Raw genomic sequence first — 20231 nt, forward strand, 5'->3', positions numbered from 1 at the left:
GACTGAAGTCTTTTGATTTTTCACTTCAAAAAGCAAACAACCCGCCATTCCTTTCGCAAGAATGGCGGGTTTTGTCGTTTCAGACCTCAACTCACACCGTATCCACCTTCAACGAATGATCGTTGAGCATGCCGTTGATAATGGTCGCCGTGTCATGCCCACCCGCGATCACCCCACCCGCTCCCGGCGTTACACCGTAATGGCTGGCCAGGTTGACCCCGGCCAGGTCGATGGTCTGGTTCGGCGCGGCGCCGGCCATGGCGCTGACGTCGATACTGGTCACCGTCGACGGCCCGCTGCCGGTGACGGTGAAGTGCAGGTAGTCATCCAGTGACGCCGTGGTGCCGCTCTCCCCTTGCAGCAGCTGCGACAGGTCGAGCTTGTCGGTGCCGGGGGTGAAGTCGGTGATCACATCATGGCCGCTGTTGCCCTTGAGCCATTGGAAGGTGTCGGTCCCCGCCCCGCCAGTGAGAGTGTTGTTGCCCAAACCGCCGATCAGCAGGTCATCCCCGCCTCCGCCGTTGAGGATGTCGTGGCCCAGGCCGCCGTTGATCACGTTGCTGTTGTTGTCACCGGTCAAGGTGTCGTTGAAGTTCGACCCGGTGAGGTTTTCAATGCCGGTCAGGGTGTCCGTGCCCGCGCCCAGGGTGTTCTGCGCGGTGAGAAGGCTGAGATCGACCGTCACTCCGGCGCTGGCGTGGGAGTAACTGGCCGTGTCGGTCCCCGTGCCGCCGTCGAGGATGTCATTGCCCGAACCGCTGAAGAGCAGATCATTGCCGGCACCGCCGTGCAGCTCGTTGTTGCCGGAGCCGGCGGTGAGCACATCGTTGCCGTCGCCGGCATTGATGAGGTTGTTGCCCGTGCCCGCCACCAGTACGTCATCCCCGCTGGTGCCGGTAAGGGTGTGGCCGTCCTGATAGCTGATGGTCAGGTTGGCCGAGTCGCTGCCGCCATGGTTGTCGTTGGCGGTGTAGGTGCCGTGGTAGTCAGGGGTGACGTCGTGTGCCCCGGCGTAGTTCACGGTCATGGTCAACTGATAGTCTTCCGCCGCGTTCGTATTGCCGTTACCGGGGTTGGGGACGTTGGTCAGGTGGATCTGGTAGGTGCCATCCGCGCTTGCGGTGATGGTGCCGCCATCGGCGATGCTGACGAACGCCCCACCGTTGAGCGAATACTCCATCGTGATGTGCCCTGGGTCCAGGTTGTGATCGAGGTTGAGCGTCTCGCCTTGTTTCAGCTTGACCGTGATGAGGTCTTCATTGCTGCCATTGGAGTTGTTCGCGGCGCCCAGATAGCCACTGATCACCAGCAGCGCCGTCATGGTCGCCGTGTTGGCCGCAAAGGCATTGCGCACGTCGGCCAGACTCTGGTTGGCGGGGTTGTTGTTGGTGCCGGCGAAACTGATCGCGCCGGTGCCGGTAAAGTCCGCGCCCTTGGCTATCCAGCCGGTATTGAACGAGGTCGGTGTCGCCGAGAGTTGATCGCCATTGGGGTCGGTATCGTTGGCCAGCAACAATTCGCCCGGCACCACGACAGTGCCCGAAAGCACGTTGGTGATGACGTTATCATCGGCGGCCACTGGCGGTGCATTGGGTATGACCTTGACCGTCAGGGTGGCGCTGGCCAGATCGCCGTCGTTGTCGCTGGCGGTGAAGGCGATGTTTTCAGTGATCAACACCGACGTGGTTTTCTGCGAAATGTAGGCGTATTCACCGGTGTCGAGATTGATCTGCAAGGTACCGCTGTTGTTGGTGGCAATACTTAACGTGTTGTCCACGGTGTTGAACGTGCCGTGGTTGAGCCCGCCGCTGAAGTTCAGCGAGCCCTGATTGCTGTTGCCGCTCGGATCGTAGGTGTACGTGGTGCCATCCACCGTGACGGTTTTGATGAAGCCGCCATCGGCGCCGAATGTGCCGCCCTCGCCCAGCAGCGAACCGGTAACCGGAGCGCCGATCACGGTGCCGGACAGCACTGAGTTGAGCTGGTTGAGATCGGTCACCACCACCGCATTGGTGTCGGTGTGGCTGCTGCCGTCATAGGCCAGTGGATTGAGGTTGGCGTTGCTCACACCACTGCCCAGGCCGATCGCATAGTTCTTGATGTCGTTGGCATCGAGGAAGGCTTTCAGCGCGGTCTCGTCGGCGGTGCCGATTTCCTGGCCGGTGGTGGGCTTGCCGTCGGAGAAGAAGTAGCCGACGTTTTGCGCCCCGGTGAGTTTGCCCGAGGTGTTGAACGCGGTCTGCATGGTCACCACAGCCGCGTCGTAGTTGGTATTGCCGTTCGCGACGAGGCCGGCCAGCAGTGTCTTGGCGGTCGCGACATCGACCCACACCGAGGTCATGTCGGTGGCGCTGCTGCTGAAGGTGACGAGCTGCACTTTCACATCGCCCAGGTCGTCGTATTTATCCAGCAAGGCACTGATGGCCTGCTTGGCAAGATCCAGCCGCGACAGGTTCGACACGCCGGAAGGGTCGGCCATGCTGCCGGAGACATCGAGCACGATCAGCAGGTTGGAATCGATCTGCACCGCCGCCACCGAGCGATCCGTTGCCACCGCCTTGGGCACGTCATCGACAATGTTGACCACGATGGTGCTGGTGCTGTTGTTGCCCAGCGCATCGGTGGCCTTGTAGGTGAAGCTTTCACTCAGGCTGTTCGGCCCGTCGTTGGCGTTCGGCGAGGTTTTCGGAGCCGAGGTCAGGGTGTAGGTGTAACTGCCGTCGGGGTTGAGCAGGATCTGCCCATAGGTGCCGGTGGCGCTGCCAACCAGGGTGTAGGTGACCGCGCCGCTGGCACCCGAGACAGATCCGACCAGGGTCCCGGACGCGGTTTCGCCGTTGTTGCCCGGGTCGCTGCCGGTGACCGTAGCGGCGGCCAGGTCCTGCCCGTCCTTGCTCAGGTCGAGGGCTTTTTCGTAGACCGTCACGTCGCTGTCGGGGTTGGCCTTGATAATGCTGTTGGCCACGTCGATGGTGATGGTGGTGGTGCTTTCATCGCCATCGGAGTCGCGCACGGTATAGGTGAACGTATCGGTCGCCCCCGCATCGCCGACCGAACCCGGGTTGCTGTGATACACCGCGTTGCCGTTGGCATCGAGGGTCAGGTAGCCATAGGTGCCATTGATCTGGTTGCCCAGCCCGCCGATGGCCGACGTCGAGGTATTGCTGCCGGCGCGCACGCCGACCACCGTCGCCGGACCATCGGCGCCGCTGATGTCGTTGCCCAGCACACTGATGTTGACCGTACCGCCCTCCGTCACCGATGACGAGTCAGGTTTGGCGCTCGGCAAGTCATCGACGATGTTGACGTTGATCTGCCCGGTCGCACTGTCGCCGTCCGTATCGGTGGCCACGATGTCGAAGTTCTCGGTCAGGCTGTTGGCGCCGTTGGCCGTCGGGTGCGCTTCGTTGTCGTTGAGGGTGTAGCTGTAGCTGATCACGCCGGTTACCGGGTTGAAGCCGGTGACGGTCAGCGTGCTGCCCAGCGGGGTGCTGATCGATTGCGGCAAGCCGGCGGCCACGCCGCCGCTGACCACGGTGATGCCGCCGACGGTCAGGGTTTGCAGGCCATCGAGGGCGCTGACGCTGAAGGTGCCGCTCTGGGTCAGGGCCGGCGTGTTGGGGCTGCTGCCGTCGCTGAGATTTTTTTCGTCAACCGTCAGCTCACCGCCATACACGTTGAGGCCGTTGAGGGTCACCGGATCGTCGTTGTTGTGGACGTTGAGCACCAGGTTCGCGGTGCTGCTGTCGCCGTCCGCATCGGTGAGGGTGTAGGTGAAGGTTTCGGTGCCGTTGCCACCGCCGTGCAGGGCCTTGAAGTCGGCATCGCTGGGGTTGAGGGTGTAGGTGTAGGTGCCGTTGGCATTCAGCACCAGGGTGCCGTAGGTGCCGGTGAAGATCCCGGGAGTGATCGGGCCGCTGTTTTCCCCAAGCGGCACGCGGTCCGCGCCTTGCACGTCGTTGCTCAGCACGTTGCCGCTGAGGGTCAGTTGGGTTTCCGAGGCGGTACTGATGTTGCTGTTGTCCACGCCATTGGGCAGGTCGTCGACGATGTTGACGTCGAGGCTGCCGGTCGCGGTGGTGCCGTTGTCGTCGACCACGGTCACGGCGAACTGCTCGGGCAGGGTGTTGGCGCCGTTGCCGGTTGGGTGGGCTTCGTTGTCATTCAGGGTGTAGCTGTAACTCACCACCCCGGTGGCGGCGTTGAACCCGGTGATGGTCAGCGTGCTGCCCAGCGGCGTGCTGATCGATTGCGGGAAGCCGGCGGCCACGCCAGCGCTGACCACGGCGATGCCGCCGACGCTCAGGCTCGTCACGCCGTCCAGCGCGCTGACGGTGAAGGTGCCGTTCTGGGTCAAGGCCGGCGTGTTGGGGCTGCTGCCGTCGCTGAGATTTTTTTCGTCAACCGTCAGCTCACCGCCATACACGTTGAGGCCGTTGAGGGTCACCGGATCGTCGTTGTTGTGGACGTTGAGCACCAGGTTCGCGGTGCTGCTGTCGCCATCGGCGTCCGTCAGCGTATAGGTGAAGGTTTCGGTACCGTCGCCACCGCCGTGCAGGGCTTTGAAATCCGCATCGCCGGGGTTCAGCGTGTAGGTGTAGCTGCCGTTGGCATTCAGCACCAAAGTGCCGTAGGTGCCGGTGAAGGTGCCGGGGGTAATCGGCCCGCTGTTTTCCCCGAGCGGCACGCGGTCGGCGCCCTGCACGTCGTTGCTCAGCACATTGCCGCTGAGGGTCAGTTGGGTTTCCGAAGCGGTACTGATGTTGCTGTCGTCCACGCCACTGGGCAGGTCGTCGACGATGGTCACGTCCAGTGAACCGGTCGCGGTGGTGCCGTTGTCGTCGACCACGGTGACGGCGAATTGCTCGGGCAGGCTGTTGGCGCCGTTGGCCGTCGGGTGCGCTTCGTTATCGTTGAGGGTGTAGCTGTAACTGATCACGCCGGTGGCGGCGTTAAACCCGGTGATGGTCAGGGTGCTGCCCAGCGGCGTGCTGATCGATTGCGGGAAGCCCGCAGCCACGCCGCCGCTGACCACGGTGATGCCACCGACGCTCAGGCTCGTCACGCCGTCCAGCGCGCTGACGGTGAAGGTGCCGTTCTGGGTCAGGGCCGGTGCGTTGGGGCTGCTGCCGTCGCTGAGATTCTTTTCGTCAACCGTCAGCTCACCGCCATACACGTCGAGGCCGTTGAGGGTCACCGGATCGTCGTTGTTGTGGACGTTGAGCACCAGGTTCGCGGTGCTGCTATCGCCATCGGCGTCCGTCAGCGTGTAGGTGAAGGTTTCGGTGCCGTTGCCACCGCCGTGCAGGGCCTTGAAGTCGGCATCGCTGGGGTTGAGGGTGTAGGTGTAGGTGCCGTTGGCATTCAGCACCAGGGTGCCGTAGGTGCCGGTGAAGATCCCGGGAGTGATCGGGCCGCTGTTTTCCCCAAGCGGCACGCGGTCCGCGCCTTGCACGTCGTTGCTCAGCACGTTGCCGCTGAGGGTCAGTCGGGTTTCCGAGGCGGTACTGATGTTGCTGTCGTCCGCGCCACTGGGCAGGTCGTCGACGATGGTCACGTCCAGTGAACCGGTCGCGGTGGTGCCGTTGTCGTCGACCACGGTCACGGCGAACTGCTCGGGCAGGGTGTTGGCGCCGTTGCCAGTTGGGTGGCCTTCGTTGTCATTGAGGGTGTAGCTGTAACTGATCACGCCGGTTGCCGGGTTGAAGCCGGTGACGGTCAGCGTGCTGCCCAGCGGGGTGCTGATCGATTGCGGCAAGCCGGCGGCCACGCCGCCGCTGACCACGGTGATGCCGCCGACGCTCAGGCTCGTGACACCGTCCAGTGCGCTGACGGTGAAGGTGCCGTTTTGGGTCAACGCGGTGGAGTCCGGTGCACTGCCGTCGCTGAGGTTTTTCTCGAAGACGGTGAGTTCGCCGCCCTCAGCATTCAACCCGCCGACCGTCACCGAGTCATCGTTGTTGTGGATCTGCAGCACCAGGTTCGCCGTGCTGCTGTCGCCGTCCGCATCGGTGAGGGTGTAGGTAAAGGTCTCAGTGCCATTGCCACCTCCGTGCAGGGCGATGAAGTCGGCATCGCTGGGGTTGAGGGTATAGGTGTAAGTGCCGTTGGCATTCAGCACCAGGGTGCCGTAGGTGCCGGTGAAGATCCCGGGAGTGATCGGGCCGCTGTTTTCCCCGAGCGGCACGCGGTCGGCGCCTTGCACGTCGTTGCTCAGCACGTTGCCGCTGAGGGTCAGTTGGGTTTCCGAGGCGGTACTGATGTTGCTGTCGTCCACGCCACTGGGCAGGTCGTCGACGATGGTCACGTCCAGTGAACCGGTCGCGGTGCTGCCGTTGTCGTCGACCACGGTGACGGCGAATTGCTCGGGCAGGCTGTTGGCGCCGTTGGCCGTCGGGTGCGCTTCGTTATCATTGAGGGTGTAGCTGTAACTGATCACGCCGGTGGCGGCGTTAAACCCGGTGATGGTCAGGGTGCTGCCCAGCGGCGTGCTGATCGATTGCGGGAAGCCCGCAGCCACGCCGCCGCTGACCACGGCGATGCCGCCGACGCTCAGGCTCGTGACGCCGTCCAGCGCGCTGACGCTGAAGGTGCCGTTTTGGGTCAACGCGGTGGAGTCCGGTGCACTGCCGTCGCTGAGGTTTTTCTCGAAGACGGTGAGTTCGCCGCCCTCAGCATTCAACCCGCCGACCGTCACCGAGTCATCATTGTTGTGGATCTGCAGCACCAGGTTCGCCGTGCTGCTGTCGCCGTCCGCATCGGTGAGGGTGTAGGTAAAGGTCTCAGTGCCATTGCCACCTCCGTGCAGGGCGATGAAGTCGGCATCGCTGGGGTTGAGGGTATAGGTGTAAGTGCCGTTGGCATTCAGCACCAGGGTGCCGTAGGTGCCGGTGAAGGTCCCGGGGGTGATCGGCCCGGCGTTTTCCCCGAGCGGCACGCGGTCGGCGCCTTGCACGTCGTTGCTCAGCACATTGCCGCTGAGGGTCAGCTGGGTTTCCGAAGCGGTACTGATGTTGCTGTCGTCCACGCCACTGGGCAGGTCGTCGACTATGTTCACGTCGAGCGAACCGGTGGCGGTGGTGCCGTTGTCGTCGACCACGATGACGGCGAACTGCTCGGGCAGGGTGTTGGCGCCGTTGGCCGTCGGATGGCCTTCGTTGTCGTTGAGGGTGTAGCTGTAACTGACCACGCCGGTCGCGGCGTTGAACCCGGTGACGGTCAGCGTGCTGCCCAGCGGCGTGGTGATCGATTGCGGGAAGCCGGCGGCCACGCCGCCGCTGACCACGGTGATGCCGCCGACGGTCAGGGTGGTGACACCGTCCAGCGCGGTCACGGTGAAAGTGCCGTTCTGGGCCAACGCAGTGGAGTCCGGTGCACTGCCGTCGCTGAGGTTTTTCTCGAAGACGGTGAGTTCGCCGCCCTCAGCATTCAACCCGCCGATTGTGGTCGGGTCATCGTTGTTGTGGATCTGCAGCACCAGGTTGGCGGTGCTGCTGTCGCCATCAGAGTCCGTCAGCGTATAGGTGAAGGTTTCGGTGCCGTCGCCGCCGCCGTGCAACGCCTTGAAGTCGGCATCGCTGGGGTTAAGGGTGTAGGTGTAGGTGCCGTTGGCATTCAGCACCAGGGTGCCGTAGATGCCGGTGAAGGTCCCGGGGGTGACCGGCCCGGCGCTTTCCCCGAGTGCCACGCGGTCGGCGCCCTGCACGTCGTTGCTCAGCACGTTGCCGCTGAGGGTCAGCTGGGTTTCCGAAGCGGTACTGATGTTGCTGTCGTCCACGCCACGGGGCAGGTCGTCGACGATGGTCACGTCCAGTGAACCGGTCGCGGTGCTGCCGTTGTCGTCGACCACGGTCACGGCGAACTGCTCGGGCAGGGTGTTGGCGCCGTTGCCAGTTGGGTGGCCTTCGTTGTCATTGAGGGTGTAGCTGTAACTGATCACGCCGGTGGCGACGTTAAACCCGGTGATGGTCAGGGTGCTGCCCAGCGGCGTGCTGATCGATTGCGGGAAGCCCGCAGCCACGCCGCCGCTGACCACGGCGATGCCGCCGACGCTCAGGCTCGTGACGCCGTCCAGCGCGCTGACGCTGAAGGTGCCGTTTTGGGTCAACGCGGTGGAGTCCGGTGCACTACCGTCGCTGAGGTTTTTCTCGAAGACGGTGAGTTCGCCGCCCTCAGCATTCAACCCGCCGACCGTCACCGAGTCATCGTTGTTGTGGATCTGCAGCACCAGGTTCGCCGTGCCGCTGTCGCCGTCCGCATCGGTGAGGGTGTAGGTGAAGGTCTCGGTGCCATTGCCACCGCCGTGCAGGGCGATGAAGTCGGCATCGCTGGGGTTGAGGGTGTAAGTGTAGGTGCCGTTGGCATTCAGCACCAGGGTGCCGTAGGTGCCGGTGAAGGTGCCGGGGGTGATCGGCCCGGCGCTTTCCCCGAGCGGCACGCGGTCGGCGCCCTGCACGTCGTTGCTCAGCACATTGCCGCTGAGGGTCAGCTGGGTTTCCGAAGCGGTGCCATTACTGTCATCGACTGCTTTGGGCACGTCGTCGATGATGCTGATATCCAGCGTACCGGTAATGCTGTCGCCATTGCTGTCGCTGGCCACCACGGTGACGTGTTCGGCAAGACTATTGGCACCCTCGCCGCTTGCGTGGGATTCGGCACGGTTGAGGGTGTAGCTGTAGCTCACCACCCCGGTCGCCGCGTTGAACCCGGTGATGGTCAGCGTGCTGCCCAGCGGGGAGGTGATCGATTGCGGAAAGCCGGCCGCCACACCACCGCTGATCAAGTTGATCGCGCCGATGCTGAGGCTGTTCAACCCGTCTGGCGCATTGATGGTGAAGGTGCCGCTTCGCGTCAGCGAGTCTGCGTTCCTCGCCGAACCGTCGGCCAGGTTGGCTTCATTGACGGTCCGCTCGCCGTTCTGCTCCGACAGGTCGTCGGAGGTGACCGGACTGTTCGGCACTTGCACAACCACCGGCGGCACCACAGGAACATCGTCCGCTACAACGTTATTGTCCGGATTGGCGTTCAGGCGTTCTTCGGGAAGTTCAGGGATGCCATTGAAACCGAAAGTGGGGAAGCCGATGATCGGATCGACGCGCCCGCCCACTTCTTCGAGCAGGACGAAACCATGACCACCGCCCTGGATGCCACCCGGTACACCGGTAGTCGTGGCAGGCCCGACAGCGGTGGCTTCAGCGGTCTGGGTCGGGTCGTCGCCGACCGCAATGGCTTTTTGCAGCTGTTCGACATCCGTCAGTTGCGCTTGGCTCGGCGTTACCGCCTCGGACGAGTCCACATGGGGAATCTGATTGGCGAGCAACTGCGCCGTCATCTGCATGCTGCTGCCGCGCCCGAGGGTCAGTTCCTGGCCATTTTGCAGGTGCACCGCCACCGCGCCTTCGGCGCCGGTGCTCAGTTGGTCGCCGGCGAACAACCGGTCCCCTTCGACCAAAGCACGCCGGGTGCCGTCGCTCGCAACCGCGAACACCTGACCGATGACCTTACTGACGATACCGATGAGCGTAGCCATGTGCACTTCCTCCGCTGCCAACCGCTGTCGGCAGCTTGTTTGTGCGAAGAACGTGCTCACGGCTCAAGCGGGTTGTCTGGCGGATCGTGTTCCAGGTACCGGTTTACGTGAGTAAGCCGTGGCCCCGGCAACGATCTCGCCCAGCCAGTCGCTCACGGCGCTGTTTACGATTTTGGGGAAATCCCTCTGCAATCAATGGCATCGGATCCCTGTGCGCAACAACGTTGCCTGTGAGCAATGCGTAACGATCTTGAATCACTCGAGTGACAAAAAACCGTCGCCACTAGATCGTTCGCTTCCCTCCCCTCCAGCACTTCTCCGCTCTATGTCGATAAGTGGATTGGAACTTTCCTTAAACCCCGTAGAGCGCCCAAGAGCTCATAAAACAAAGGCTTTCGAATTGAACAATGTGCTGGATTTTGCAGGGCGCATAAGTTTTTTTTTGCATAGCCGTTATGAAAAAAATTTCTTAGCTACGCTTCAGAATGTTCTTAGCTCTTTTGTTAAGGATGTGAAACAACTTCAACTATAAATGTCGTCAAATAATTGGCGACTGATAAGCACCATCAGGATTCAGGGAGATGCAACATGCGCCTATTAACCCCCCTCTGCAGCGCGGTTCTCTGGGCCATGGCCTGCTCGTCCCAGGTTCAGGCCATGACGCTGACCGAGGCAATCCAGAGCACCATCGCGACCCACCCGGAGCTGGCGTCACGGGTGGACAGCCGTCTGTCGGCGGATGAGGACGTGAAGGTCGCCAAAGGGGGCTTTTATCCATCGGTTGATTTGAACGCCGCCTACGGGCGCGCATACAGCGATAACACCAATACCCGGGCGCTCACCCCCAGCGGGCACAATACTGAAACCTTGAACTACACCCAGTCGGAACTGCGCCTGCGACAAATGCTCTTCGACGGGTTCAACACTGCCAATGAAGTCCAGCGCACCCAGGGTGTGGTCAACTCGCGAGCCTATTATGCCCAAGGCACGGCTCAGGACCTGGCCCTGCGCACCACCGAGGTTTACCTCGAAGTGCTCAAGCGTCGCGAACTGGTGACACTGGCCAAGAACAACCTGCAAGCGCACTTGCGGGTCAACGACCAGATCGGCCTGCGCACCCAGCGCGGCGTGGGCAGCAACGCCGATGCCGACCAGTCCGCGGCTCGCCGGGCACTGGCAGAAAACAACCTCGACACCGCCGAAGTCGATCTGGCTGACGCCGAGTCGAACTTCTATGCCGTTGTGGGGCGCATGCCCGATGAACTCGAAACCCCGCCGTCGATTCGCGGCGAAGTCCCCACCTCCTTGCCCGAAGCCCAGCAGAGCATGGTGGAAAACAATCCTTACCTGAAATCCGCCCAGGCCGACGTGCAATCGGCCGAAAGCCAGTACGAAGTCGCCAAGTCGCCGTTCTACCCGCGCCTCGACGCCGAGGCTGCCGTGGGCGCGAACAACAATGTGCAGGGTGATGAAGGCCACGACAATGAATGGCGGGTCGGTGTGATCATGAACTACAACCTGTTCCGCGGCGGCAGCGACAAGGCGCGCCTGGCCTCCGACTCGCACAAGATCAACCAGGCCATGGACATCCGTAACAATGCCCTGCGCCAGCTCAACGAGAACATTCACCTGGCCTGGAACGCCATGGTCAATGCCAAGAAACAAACCCCGACCGCCCGTGAATACGCCGACACCAGCAAACGCGTACGCATCGCCTACCAGGATCAGTTCGGCCTGGGTCAACGGACCCTGCTGGACCTGCTCGACAGTGAAAACGAACTCTACAATGCCAACCGTCGTTACACCGAAGTGCGCTACACCGAAGAGTTTTCGATGTACCGGGTCCTGGCGAACATGGGCCAGTTGTTGAGCAAACAACGGGTCGTACTGCCCGCCGACGCGATCGCCCAGACCGAAGTGAAAAACGAAGCTCGTCTGCCTGAAATGAAATAACTGCAGGAGCTGCCGCAGGCTGCGATCTTTTGACTTTGCTGTTGAGCAATCAAGATCAAAAGATCGCAGCCTGCGGCAGCTCCTACAGTGAGATATGCAGATATCTGTCAATTGCCGCAGAGCAACGGGAGCAATCAATGTGACCAGCATGGAACCCGACAACACCGGTGTCGATCCACGCCTGAGCTTCGATGACCCGCTTCTGGACGGTCTGTTGATCCTGTGCAAACTCCACGGCGCGACGGTCAGTCGCGCCAGCCTGAGTGCCGGGCTCCCCATGGCACACCAACGCCTGAGCCTGGACCTGCTGCCCCGTGCAGCGGCCCGGGCCGGTTTACAGGCGCGCTTGCTGCGCCGTGACCTCAACGACATTTCCCCACTCAACTTGCCGGTGCTGTTGTTGCTGAACAACGGCCGCACGGCCGTCCTGCGCCGTTATGGGGATGACGGCAAGGTGCTGATCCTGCCCAGCGAAGCCGACGGCGGCGAACAATGGCTCAGCCTTGAGGAACTGGCCGAACACTACAGTGGCCAGGCATTGTTTGCCCGGCCACGCCACGAACTCGAAGACCTGCGCTCACCGCTGGTGCCTCGGGTGCAGGCCTGGTTTCGCGATACGCTGAAGCTGTCGAAATGGCTGTACAGCGATGCGATCCTGGCGAGTTTCCTGATAAACCTGCTGGGATTGATGGTGCCGCTGTTCGTGATGCAGACCTACGACCGCGTGGTACCGAACCAGGCCACCTCGACCTTGTGGGTGCTGGCGATCGGTCTGCTGATCGGCACCGCATTCGAGCTGGTACTGCGGGTCGTGCGCGCGCACTTGCTGGATTCCGCCGGCAAGAAAACCGATGTGATCCTCTCGGCCACCCTGTTCGAGCGCATCACCGGCATGGCGATGAAAGCGCGGCCGGCGACCATCGGTGGCTTCGCCCAAAGCATTCATGACTTCCAGGGCCTGCGGGAGTTTCTCACCGCTGTGACCCTCACCAGCCTGATCGACCTGCCCTTCTGCCTGCTGATGCTGCTGGTGATCGGCCTGCTCGGTGGCTGGCTGGTGGTGATCCCGATCCTGGCGTTTCCCATCACAATCATTTTCGCCATGGTGATCCAGGTACGCCTGCGCGACACCGTACAGAAAAGCCTCAGCCTCGGCGCCGAACGCCAGGCCCTGTTGATCGAAACCCTCAGCGGCCTGGAAACCCTCAAGGCCTGCAGCGCCGAAAGCGAACGCCAGCACAAATGGGAAAGCACCCACGGCGCCCTCACCCGCCTCGACAGCCACGCGCGCAACCTCTCGGCCCTGGCCACCAACGGCACGCTGTTCATCCAGCAACTGTCCGGCATGGCAACTATCGTCGCCGGGGTCTACAGCATCATCGCCGGCAACCTCAGCGTCGGCGCCCTGGTGGCCAGCTACATGTTGGGCAGTCGGGTACTGGCGCCACTTGGGCAGATCGCCGGCCTGATCACCCGCTACCAGCAAGCGCAATTGACCATGAAAAGCACCGACGCGCTGATGGGCCTGCCCCAGGAACGCGACGCCAGACAACGGCCGCTGGAGCGCACTCAACTGCAAGGCGCGCTGGATGTCGTCGGCGTGACCTTCCACTACAACGGCCAGAGCTCTCCCGCCCTGGCCAATGTCAGCTTCAGTGTGAAACCCGGCGAGCGCATCGGCATCATCGGCCGCAGCGGCTCAGGCAAAAGCACCCTGGCGCGACTGGTGATGGGCTTCTATGAGCCGGATGAAGGCCAGTTACTGCTCGATGGCCTGGACCTGCGACAACTGGACGTCGCCGACCTGCGCCATCAAATCGGTTACGTCGCCCACGACCTGCCGCTGCTGGCCGGCAGCCTGCGCGACAACCTGACCCTCGGCGCGCGCTACATCAGTGACTCACGCATGCTCGAAGTAGCGGAAATGACCGGGGTCACTGAACTGGCCCGGCAACACCCTCAAGGCTTCGACCGGCCCGTGGGCGAACGTGGGCAACTGCTGTCCGGCGGCCAGCGCCAGGCCGTATTGATGGCCAGGGCCATGTTGCTCGACCCGCCGATCATGCTGCTCGACGAACCCACCAGCGCCATGGACAACAGCAGTGAAGACGTCCTGCGGCAAAAACTTCACGACTGGGTCCAGGGCAAAACCGTCCTGCTGGTGACCCACCGCACCTCGATGCTGAGCCTGGTGGACCGGTTGGTGGTGCTGGACAGCGGCCGGATCGTCGCCGACGGTCCGAAAGAAGCGGTCATCGATGCACTGCGCAAGGGCCGTGTCGGCTCTGCGGCCGTCTAGGAGTCGCCCATGTCTGCCGATCAGGGATCCCGTGGCTACTTCGACAGTTTCAACAAAAGTGCCGAAACCGAGTTCATGCCGGAAACCGCCGGCGCGTCGTTGCAGGACTCGCCACGCGGGTCGCGGATCACCGTGTGGCTGGCGGCTGCGCTGGTGATTAGCGCACTGGTCTGGGCCAGATTTGCCGTGTTGCAGGAAGTGACCATGGGCGAAGGCAAGGCGATTCCGTCGAGCAAAGTCCAAGTGATCCAGAATCTGGAGGGCGGCATCGTCACTGAGATTTTCGTCCGTGAAGGACAAATGGTGAACAAGGGCGACACCCTGCTGCGTCTGGATGACACCCGCTACCTGTCGAACAAGGGCGAAAGCGAAGCCGATCGCTATGCCTTGACCGCACAAGTCGAACGGCTTTCGGCCGAAGCCGAAGGCCGGCCGTTCAAACTGTCAGAAGAAGTGATCGCCAAGGCTCCGCAAGTGGCTGAAGACGAACGCTCGCTGTACGAGCAGCGGCAACGCCGACTGGCCAGCGAACAGCGCACCCTGACCGAGCAACTTCGGCAAAAAACCCAGGAACTGGCCGAGTTTCGCTCGAAACAGGGTCAATTCAGTTCAAGCCTGGCGTTGTTGCAGCAAGAGATGAACATGTCCACACCGCTGGTGGGCACGGGTGCGGTGTCACCGGTGGAAATCCTGCGCCTCAAACGTAGCGCGGTGGAGATTCGCGGCTCGCTGAACGCCACCACCCTGGCCATTCCCCGCGCGGAATCGGCGATCAACGAGATCAAAAGCAAGATCGATGAGTCAGAACAAACCTTCCGTTCCGAAGCCGCCAAAGAACTGAACGAGAAACGCACCGACCTGTCGAAAATCACCGCATCGAGCATCGCCATCGACGACCGCGTGACCCGCACCACCGTGGTCTCCCCGGTTCACGGCATCATCAAGGTGTTGAAGGTCAACACCATCGGCGGAGTGGTCCAGCCGGGCAGCGACATGGTGGAAATCGTGCCGCTGGAAGACAACCTGCTGATCGAAGCCAAGGTCCGCCCGCAGGACGTTGCATTCCTGCATCCGGGCCAGAAAGCCATGGTCAAGTTCAGTGCCTACGACTACACCATTTACGGCGGCCTGAGCGCCAAGCTGGAGTTGATCGGTGCCGACACCATCACCGACGACAAGGGCAACAGCTTCTATCTGATTCAGGTGCGCACCGACAAAAACCATCTGGGCGGAGATGTGAAACCGCTGCTGATCATCCCGGGGATGGTGGCGACGGTGGACATCATTACCGGGGAAAAAACGGTGCTGGATTACTTGCTTAAACCTGTGTTGAAAGCGCGGACCGAGGCGATGCGGGAGCGGTAGGCAATCTCCAGAATCTGTGGCGAGTGATCTGCCGCCATCGCGAGCAAGCTCGCTCCCACAGTGTCCGTGTCGAACACAAAATCTGCTAACACCACAAAACCTGTGGGAGCGAGCTTGCTCGCGATGAGGCCAGCAAGACCACCGATCATTTTTCAGAATGATTACGTTGGTAAACCTCCTCCCCCATCGCCGCAATCTGCCCCTCGATCAACGCTTCAAACGGCTTCAACAACGGCGCAAACGAAGTCGGCGCTTCGAGGGTTTCCAGCGCCTGCACAATCGCCTCCACCGTCGACAACGCTCCCGGCCCCGGCGCCTTGCGCAGCCGATAGCGGGACACACCGCCTTCGACCAGCGTCACCCTCGGCAACGCCGCCAACAGTGGATTGAGGTGCAGCAGCTTGCGCGCCTTGCGCCAGGTGCCGTCCGGCACCACCAGCAACAACGGTTCGTCTGTCGCGGCACAGGCCTGCATCGGCTGCGCATCGTCACCGGGAAACAACAACCGCGCCTGATACCCCGGCCGGTTCAACAACGTCGGCAAGTCCTCGAACACTTCCCCCACGATCAACTCGGCATTGTTCAAGCCCAACGCCGCCAACCGCGCCGTATTCAGCGCATGGTTCACTTCGCTCGGATGCTGCAACAACAGCACCCGGGTGCGGCTATCGAGGCTGGGAATCAACGGGCACAGACAATGAGTTTGTGGGCGCTGGCAGCGCGGACATTGAATTCTGGACATCGTCTTTACGCCTGATTCAGTTGTGCTTTGAGCAGATCACGGAATGTCTGGATCAACGGCTCGCGGCTACGCCCCCGCCGCACGATCATCGAGAACGGCGCCTGATAACCGAAGGTCGCCGGCAGCAGCACCCGCAAGTCCCCCTTGTCGGCCCAGGCCTGGGCGTAGTGCTCCGGCAGGTAGCCGATGTAGGCGCCGGACAGCACCAGAATCAACTGGGCTTCCATGCTTTCCACGGTCGCGGCGCTGTGTTTGAAGCCGTGACGCGCCAGTTCGGCCTGGCTCCAGTAGCCACGGCCGACCATGCGCTGCTGGGTAATGACTTGTTCGGGAATGCGCCGCTCGTTGAACAGTGGATGCCGCGTGCTGCAATACAACCAGTGTTGTTCACGGTACAGCGGCATGTACACCAGGCCGCTCATGCGCGTGGAAAACGCACCGATAGCCAGATCGAGACGATTGTCCTGCACGCCGAGCTGCAGCTCATAAGGACTCATGACCGACAGGTGCAAGTGCACGGCCGGATGCTCCTGGCTGTAGGCGCCGATGGCTTCGGCGAACGGCAGGGCCTTGTCGCTGACAGTGGAGTCGATCACCCCGAGGTTCAAGGTACCGCGCAACTCACCCTTGAGGGCGGCGGCGTACTGCTCGAAACCTTCGAGTTCGCCCAATAGGCGCAGGGTTTCCTGGTGGAACAGTTCGCCCTTGCTGGTCAGGCTGAAACCGCCGCGGCCGCGATGGCAAAGCACCAGGCCAAGGGCCGCTTCGAGCTGGCTCATGTAGGTGCTGATGGCCGACGTCGAGAGATTGAGCTCCTGCTGGGCGTTGGCGAAGCCCTGATGGCGCACCACGCTGACGAAGATGCGCAATAGTTTCAGGTCGGGTAAAGCGTTGGCCATGAAAGGCTCCGATAACGGGGTGACACGCAGTGCTCGATTCAATGCAAATCCTTGTGGGACCGAGCTTGCTCGCGATGAGGGAGTGACAGTCAACATCAACATTGACTGACCCGCCGCTATCGCGAGCAAGCTCGCTCCCACAGGTAACGCACAATTCGACCCATCGCAGGATCGTGGGAGAAGTCTATCCCCGCCTCCGCCATTAGTTTAGAAAAATCTGAACTAAGTATTTGCCCGTAGCGATTCTTCCCCGCCACTACATTTCGCAGAATCGGCCCACAAGGTTCGTCCGTACTCCCGTGAACGGCGCAAACCAATAAATAAAACAACGACGATGAGGCCCTACCCGTGGACAAGATTCTTCACCAACCACTGGGCGGCAACGAAATGCCGCGCTTCGGCGGCATCGCCACCATGATGCGACTCCCCCATTTGAATACCGCTGCCGGCCTGGACGCTGCCTTCGTAGGTGTGCCCCTGGACATCGGTACCTCGCTGCGCCCTGGCACCCGTTTCGGGCCTCGCGATATCCGCACCGAATCGGTGATGATCCGTCCTTACAACATGGCCACCGGTGCTGCGCCGTTCGACTCACTGTCAGTTGCCGACATCGGCGATGTGGCGATCAACACCTTCAACCTGCTGGACGCCGTACGCATCATCGAAGAAGCCTACAACGACATCCTCGAACACAACGTGATCCCCCTGACCCTGGGTGGCGACCACACCATCACCCTGCCGATCCTGCGTGCCATCCATAAGAAGCACGGCAAGGTCGGTCTGGTGCACATCGACGCTCACGCCGATGTGAACGACCACATGTTCGGCGAGAAAATCGCCCACGGCACCACCTTCCGTCGCGCCGTTGAAGAAGGCCTGCTGGATCCGGACCGTGTCGTGCAGATTGGCCTGCGCGCCCAGGGCTACACCGCTGACGACTTCAACTGGAGCCGCAACCAGGGCTTCCGTGTGGTTCAGGCCGAAGAGTGCTGGCACAAATCGCTGGAGCCCTTGATGGCTGAAGTCCGCGAGAAAGTCGGCGGCGGTCCTGTTTACCTCAGCTTCGACATCGACGGCATCGACCCGGCCTGGGCACCAGGTACCGGCACTCCGGAAATCGGTGGTCTGACGACCATTCAGGCGATCGAGATCGTTCGTGGCTGCCAAGGCCTCGACCTGGTCGGTTGCGATCTGGTAGAAGTCTCGCCCGCTTATGACACCACCGGTAACACCTCGCTGCTGGCCGCCAACCTGCTGTACGAAATGCTCTGCGTACTGCCTGGCGTAGTCCACCGCTGAGGATCGGTCATGAATGAACGTGATCAGGTTCTGAAAGCCGCCGCCGATCTGGTGTCCGCTTTTGCCCGTAACGATCGCGAAGCCTACTTCGACGCGTTCAGTGCCGATGCCAGCTTCGTCTTCTACACCCTCGAACAGCCCCTGCTGTCGCGCGACGCCTATCAGGCGATGTGGGACAGCTGGCGCGCCGAGGATGGCTTCGAGGTGCTTTCGTGCACCTCAAGCAACGCTTACGTCAGCCTGCAGGGCGACGTGGCGATTTTCATCCATGACGTAGCCACCGAGTTGCGCATGCAAGGGGAGCAACACTTCAGCCAGGAGCGCGAGACGATTGTTTTCAAGAAACAAGCGTCTGGCCAAGAACAACAAGGCCTATGGCTGGCCTGCCACGAACATTTGTCCGCGATGCCGGAAGGGCTGCCACCCCCTTAGCCAACACAGGTGACGCTCACGCACGATGAGCGCGCCTTTATGATCGGAGCTGATCATGAATAACAACAACAACGACCAAAGCCTTACGCAAATTGAAACCCACGGGGTCGAGCAGATCCCGGACAACGAACGCACCGCAGGCCCGACGGACTTGTTCCGGATGATCTTCGGTGGTTCCAACACCTTCGCCACCGCCGTCCTCGGCAGCTTCCCCGTACTGTTCGGCCTGTCTTTCCAGGCGGGCGTCTGGGCGATTGTGCTGGGCGTGTTGCTGGGTTCGCTGATCCTCGCACCAATGGGCCTGTTCGGCCCGATCAACGGCACGAACAACGCCGTCTCCTCCGGTGCGCACTTCGGCGTGCACGGGCGGATCGTCGGTTCGTTCCTGTCGCTGTTGACCGCCATCGCCTTCTTCTCGCTCTCGGTGTGGAGTTCGGGCGATGCGCTGATCGGTGGCGCCAAACGCCTGATCGGCCTGCCGGAAACCGACCTGACCCTGGGCCTGGCCTACGGCCTGTTCGCGATCCTGGTACTGACCGTGTGCATCTATGGCTTCCGCTTCCTGCTGTGGGTCAACAAGATCGCGGTGTGGAGTGCCAGCCTGCTGTTCCTGCTGGGTATCTTCGCCTTCGCCGGTCCCTTCGATGCGAACTACGCCGGCACCGTCAACATGGGCCAGCCCGGTTTCTGGGCTGCCTTCATCGGTGCTGCACTGGTGGCCATGAGCAACCCGATTTCCTTCGGTGCGTTCCTCGGCGACTGGTCGCGCTACATTCCGCGTGACACTTCCAAGCGTCGCATCATGGCGGCGGTGGTGATTTCGCAGATCGCGACGTTCATCCCGTTCCTGTTCGGCCTGACTACCGCCACCATCGTAGCGGTCAAGGCACCGGACTACATCGCGGCCAACAACTATGTCGGCGGCCTGCTGGCGGTGTCGCCGAGCTGGTTCTTCCTGCCTGTGTGCCTGATCGCGGTGATTGGTGGCATGTCCACTGGTACCACCTCGCTCTACGGCACCGGCCTGGACATGTCCAGCGTGTTTCCGCGGGTACTGTCGCGGGTCAAGGCCACGCTGCTGATCGGTGTGATGTCGATTGCCTTCATCTTCATCGGGCGCTTCGCGGCCAACCTGGTGCAGAGCGTGTCGACCTTCGCGGTGCTGATCATCACCTGCACCACCCCGTGGATGGTGATCATGATCATTGGCCTGCTGGTGCGTCGCGGCTTCTACTGCCCGGATGACCTGCAAGTGTTCACCCGCGGCGAGAAAGGTGGCCGCTACTGGTTCACCCACGGCTGGAACTGGCGTGGCCTGGGCGCCTGGATCCCGAGCGCGGCCGTCGGCCTGTGCTTCGTGAACCTGCCGGGGCAGTTTGTCGGGCCGCTGGGCGAAATGGCCGGTGGTATCGACATCAGCCTGCCAGTGACCCTGGGCCTGGCCTCGGTGGTGTACCTGGCGCTGCTGAGCCTGTTCCCGGAGGCGAGCGCAGTGTTCGGTCCGAACGACCCTCGCAGCCAGAGCACGGATTCGCTCGCTAAACCGGCGATGCGTCAAGCCGCCTGATTTTTTGAAGACAGGGCCATGAGGTGACCTCTGTGGCGAGGGAGCTTGCTCCCGCTCGACTGCGAAGCAGTCGCAAAACAGGCTAATGGAATTCTCCTGAAGAAACGCCTTTGCAGGGTTTGGGGCTGCTTCGCAGCCCAGCGGGA

Annotated in this window: 9 protein-coding genes; 6 read left to right on the forward strand and 3 right to left on the reverse strand. The window is 62.0% G+C overall.

Annotated features, from left to right (window positions below; genetic code table 11):
- Window positions 1-91: 91 nt before the first annotated feature.
- On the reverse strand, window positions 92-9529 hold the full coding sequence (locus tag KGA81_RS17680; RefSeq protein ID WP_317850797.1) for a retention module-containing protein: 9438 nt from the start codon (window positions 9527-9529) through the stop codon (window positions 92-94).
- A 588-nt stretch (window positions 9530-10117) separates the two neighbouring features.
- Here KGA81_RS17680 and KGA81_RS17690 point away from each other — a divergent pair.
- The 3 genes from KGA81_RS17690 (at window position 10118) to KGA81_RS17700 (ending at window position 15146) form a co-directional block, all read left to right on the forward strand.
- Complete coding sequence (locus tag KGA81_RS17690; RefSeq protein WP_223547460.1) at window positions 10118-11482, forward strand: TolC family outer membrane protein; 1365 nt, start codon at window positions 10118-10120, stop codon at window positions 11480-11482.
- A 139-nt stretch (window positions 11483-11621) separates the two neighbouring features.
- The gene (locus KGA81_RS17695; protein WP_223547461.1) at window positions 11622-13781 is read left to right on the forward strand and encodes a type I secretion system permease/ATPase; all 2160 of its coding nucleotides are present in this window, start codon (window positions 11622-11624) and stop codon (window positions 13779-13781) included.
- 9 nt (window positions 13782-13790) lie between these two features.
- The gene (locus KGA81_RS17700; RefSeq protein ID WP_218432386.1) at window positions 13791-15146 is read left to right on the forward strand and encodes an HlyD family type I secretion periplasmic adaptor subunit; all 1356 of its coding nucleotides are present in this window, start codon (window positions 13791-13793) and stop codon (window positions 15144-15146) included.
- Between the two features lie 145 nt (window positions 15147-15291).
- On the opposite strand, the gene KGA81_RS17705 is transcribed toward KGA81_RS17700, so the two are convergent.
- Together KGA81_RS17705 and KGA81_RS17710 are read right to left on the reverse strand one after the other, a co-directional pair.
- A complete protein-coding gene (locus tag KGA81_RS17705; RefSeq protein ID WP_223547462.1) occupies window positions 15292-15888 on the reverse strand; it encodes a tRNA-uridine aminocarboxypropyltransferase in 597 nt (198 codons plus the stop codon).
- A 5-nt stretch (window positions 15889-15893) separates the two neighbouring features.
- On the reverse strand, window positions 15894-16787 hold the full coding sequence (locus KGA81_RS17710; protein ID WP_007972518.1) for a LysR family transcriptional regulator: 894 nt from the start codon (window positions 16785-16787) through the stop codon (window positions 15894-15896).
- A gap of 348 nt (window positions 16788-17135) precedes the next feature.
- Between KGA81_RS17710 and speB the strand changes: the two genes are divergently transcribed.
- Genes speB through KGA81_RS17725 form a run of 3 tightly spaced genes read left to right on the forward strand, consistent with a single transcriptional unit; the run spans window position 17136 to window position 20085 of the window.
- Complete coding sequence (speB, locus tag KGA81_RS17715; protein WP_223547463.1) at window positions 17136-18086, forward strand: agmatinase; 951 nt, start codon at window positions 17136-17138, stop codon at window positions 18084-18086.
- 9 nt (window positions 18087-18095) lie between these two features.
- Window positions 18096-18518: a YybH family protein gene (locus KGA81_RS17720; RefSeq protein ID WP_223547464.1), complete on the forward strand. Its 423-nt coding sequence runs from the start codon at window positions 18096-18098 to the stop codon at window positions 18516-18518.
- A gap of 55 nt (window positions 18519-18573) precedes the next feature.
- On the forward strand, window positions 18574-20085 hold the full coding sequence (locus KGA81_RS17725) for a purine-cytosine permease family protein (RefSeq protein ID WP_223547465.1): 1512 nt from the start codon (window positions 18574-18576) through the stop codon (window positions 20083-20085).
- The last annotated feature ends 146 nt before the right edge of the window (window positions 20086-20231 follow it).

The organism is Pseudomonas sp. A-B-19 (genome assembly GCF_019947515.1).
In the GTDB taxonomy this organism is placed as follows: domain Bacteria; phylum Pseudomonadota; class Gammaproteobacteria; order Pseudomonadales; family Pseudomonadaceae; genus Aquipseudomonas.

Coding starts and splice junctions, on each gene's coding strand:
- KGA81_RS17700 (WP_218432386.1), top strand. CDS start 13,791: ATGTCTGCCGATCAGGGATCCCGTGGCTACTTCGACAGTTTCAACAAA.
- KGA81_RS17680 (WP_317850797.1), bottom strand. CDS start 9,529: ATGGCTACGCTCATCGGTATCGTCAGTAAGGTCATCGGTCAGGTGTTC.
- KGA81_RS17705 (WP_223547462.1), bottom strand. CDS start 15,888: ATGTCCAGAATTCAATGTCCGCGCTGCCAGCGCCCACAAACTCATTGT.
- KGA81_RS17725 (WP_223547465.1), top strand. CDS start 18,574: ATGAATAACAACAACAACGACCAAAGCCTTACGCAAATTGAAACCCAC.
- KGA81_RS17690 (WP_223547460.1), top strand. CDS start 10,118: ATGCGCCTATTAACCCCCCTCTGCAGCGCGGTTCTCTGGGCCATGGCC.
- KGA81_RS17720 (WP_223547464.1), top strand. CDS start 18,096: ATGAATGAACGTGATCAGGTTCTGAAAGCCGCCGCCGATCTGGTGTCC.
- KGA81_RS17710 (WP_007972518.1), bottom strand. CDS start 16,787: ATGGCCAACGCTTTACCCGACCTGAAACTATTGCGCATCTTCGTCAGC.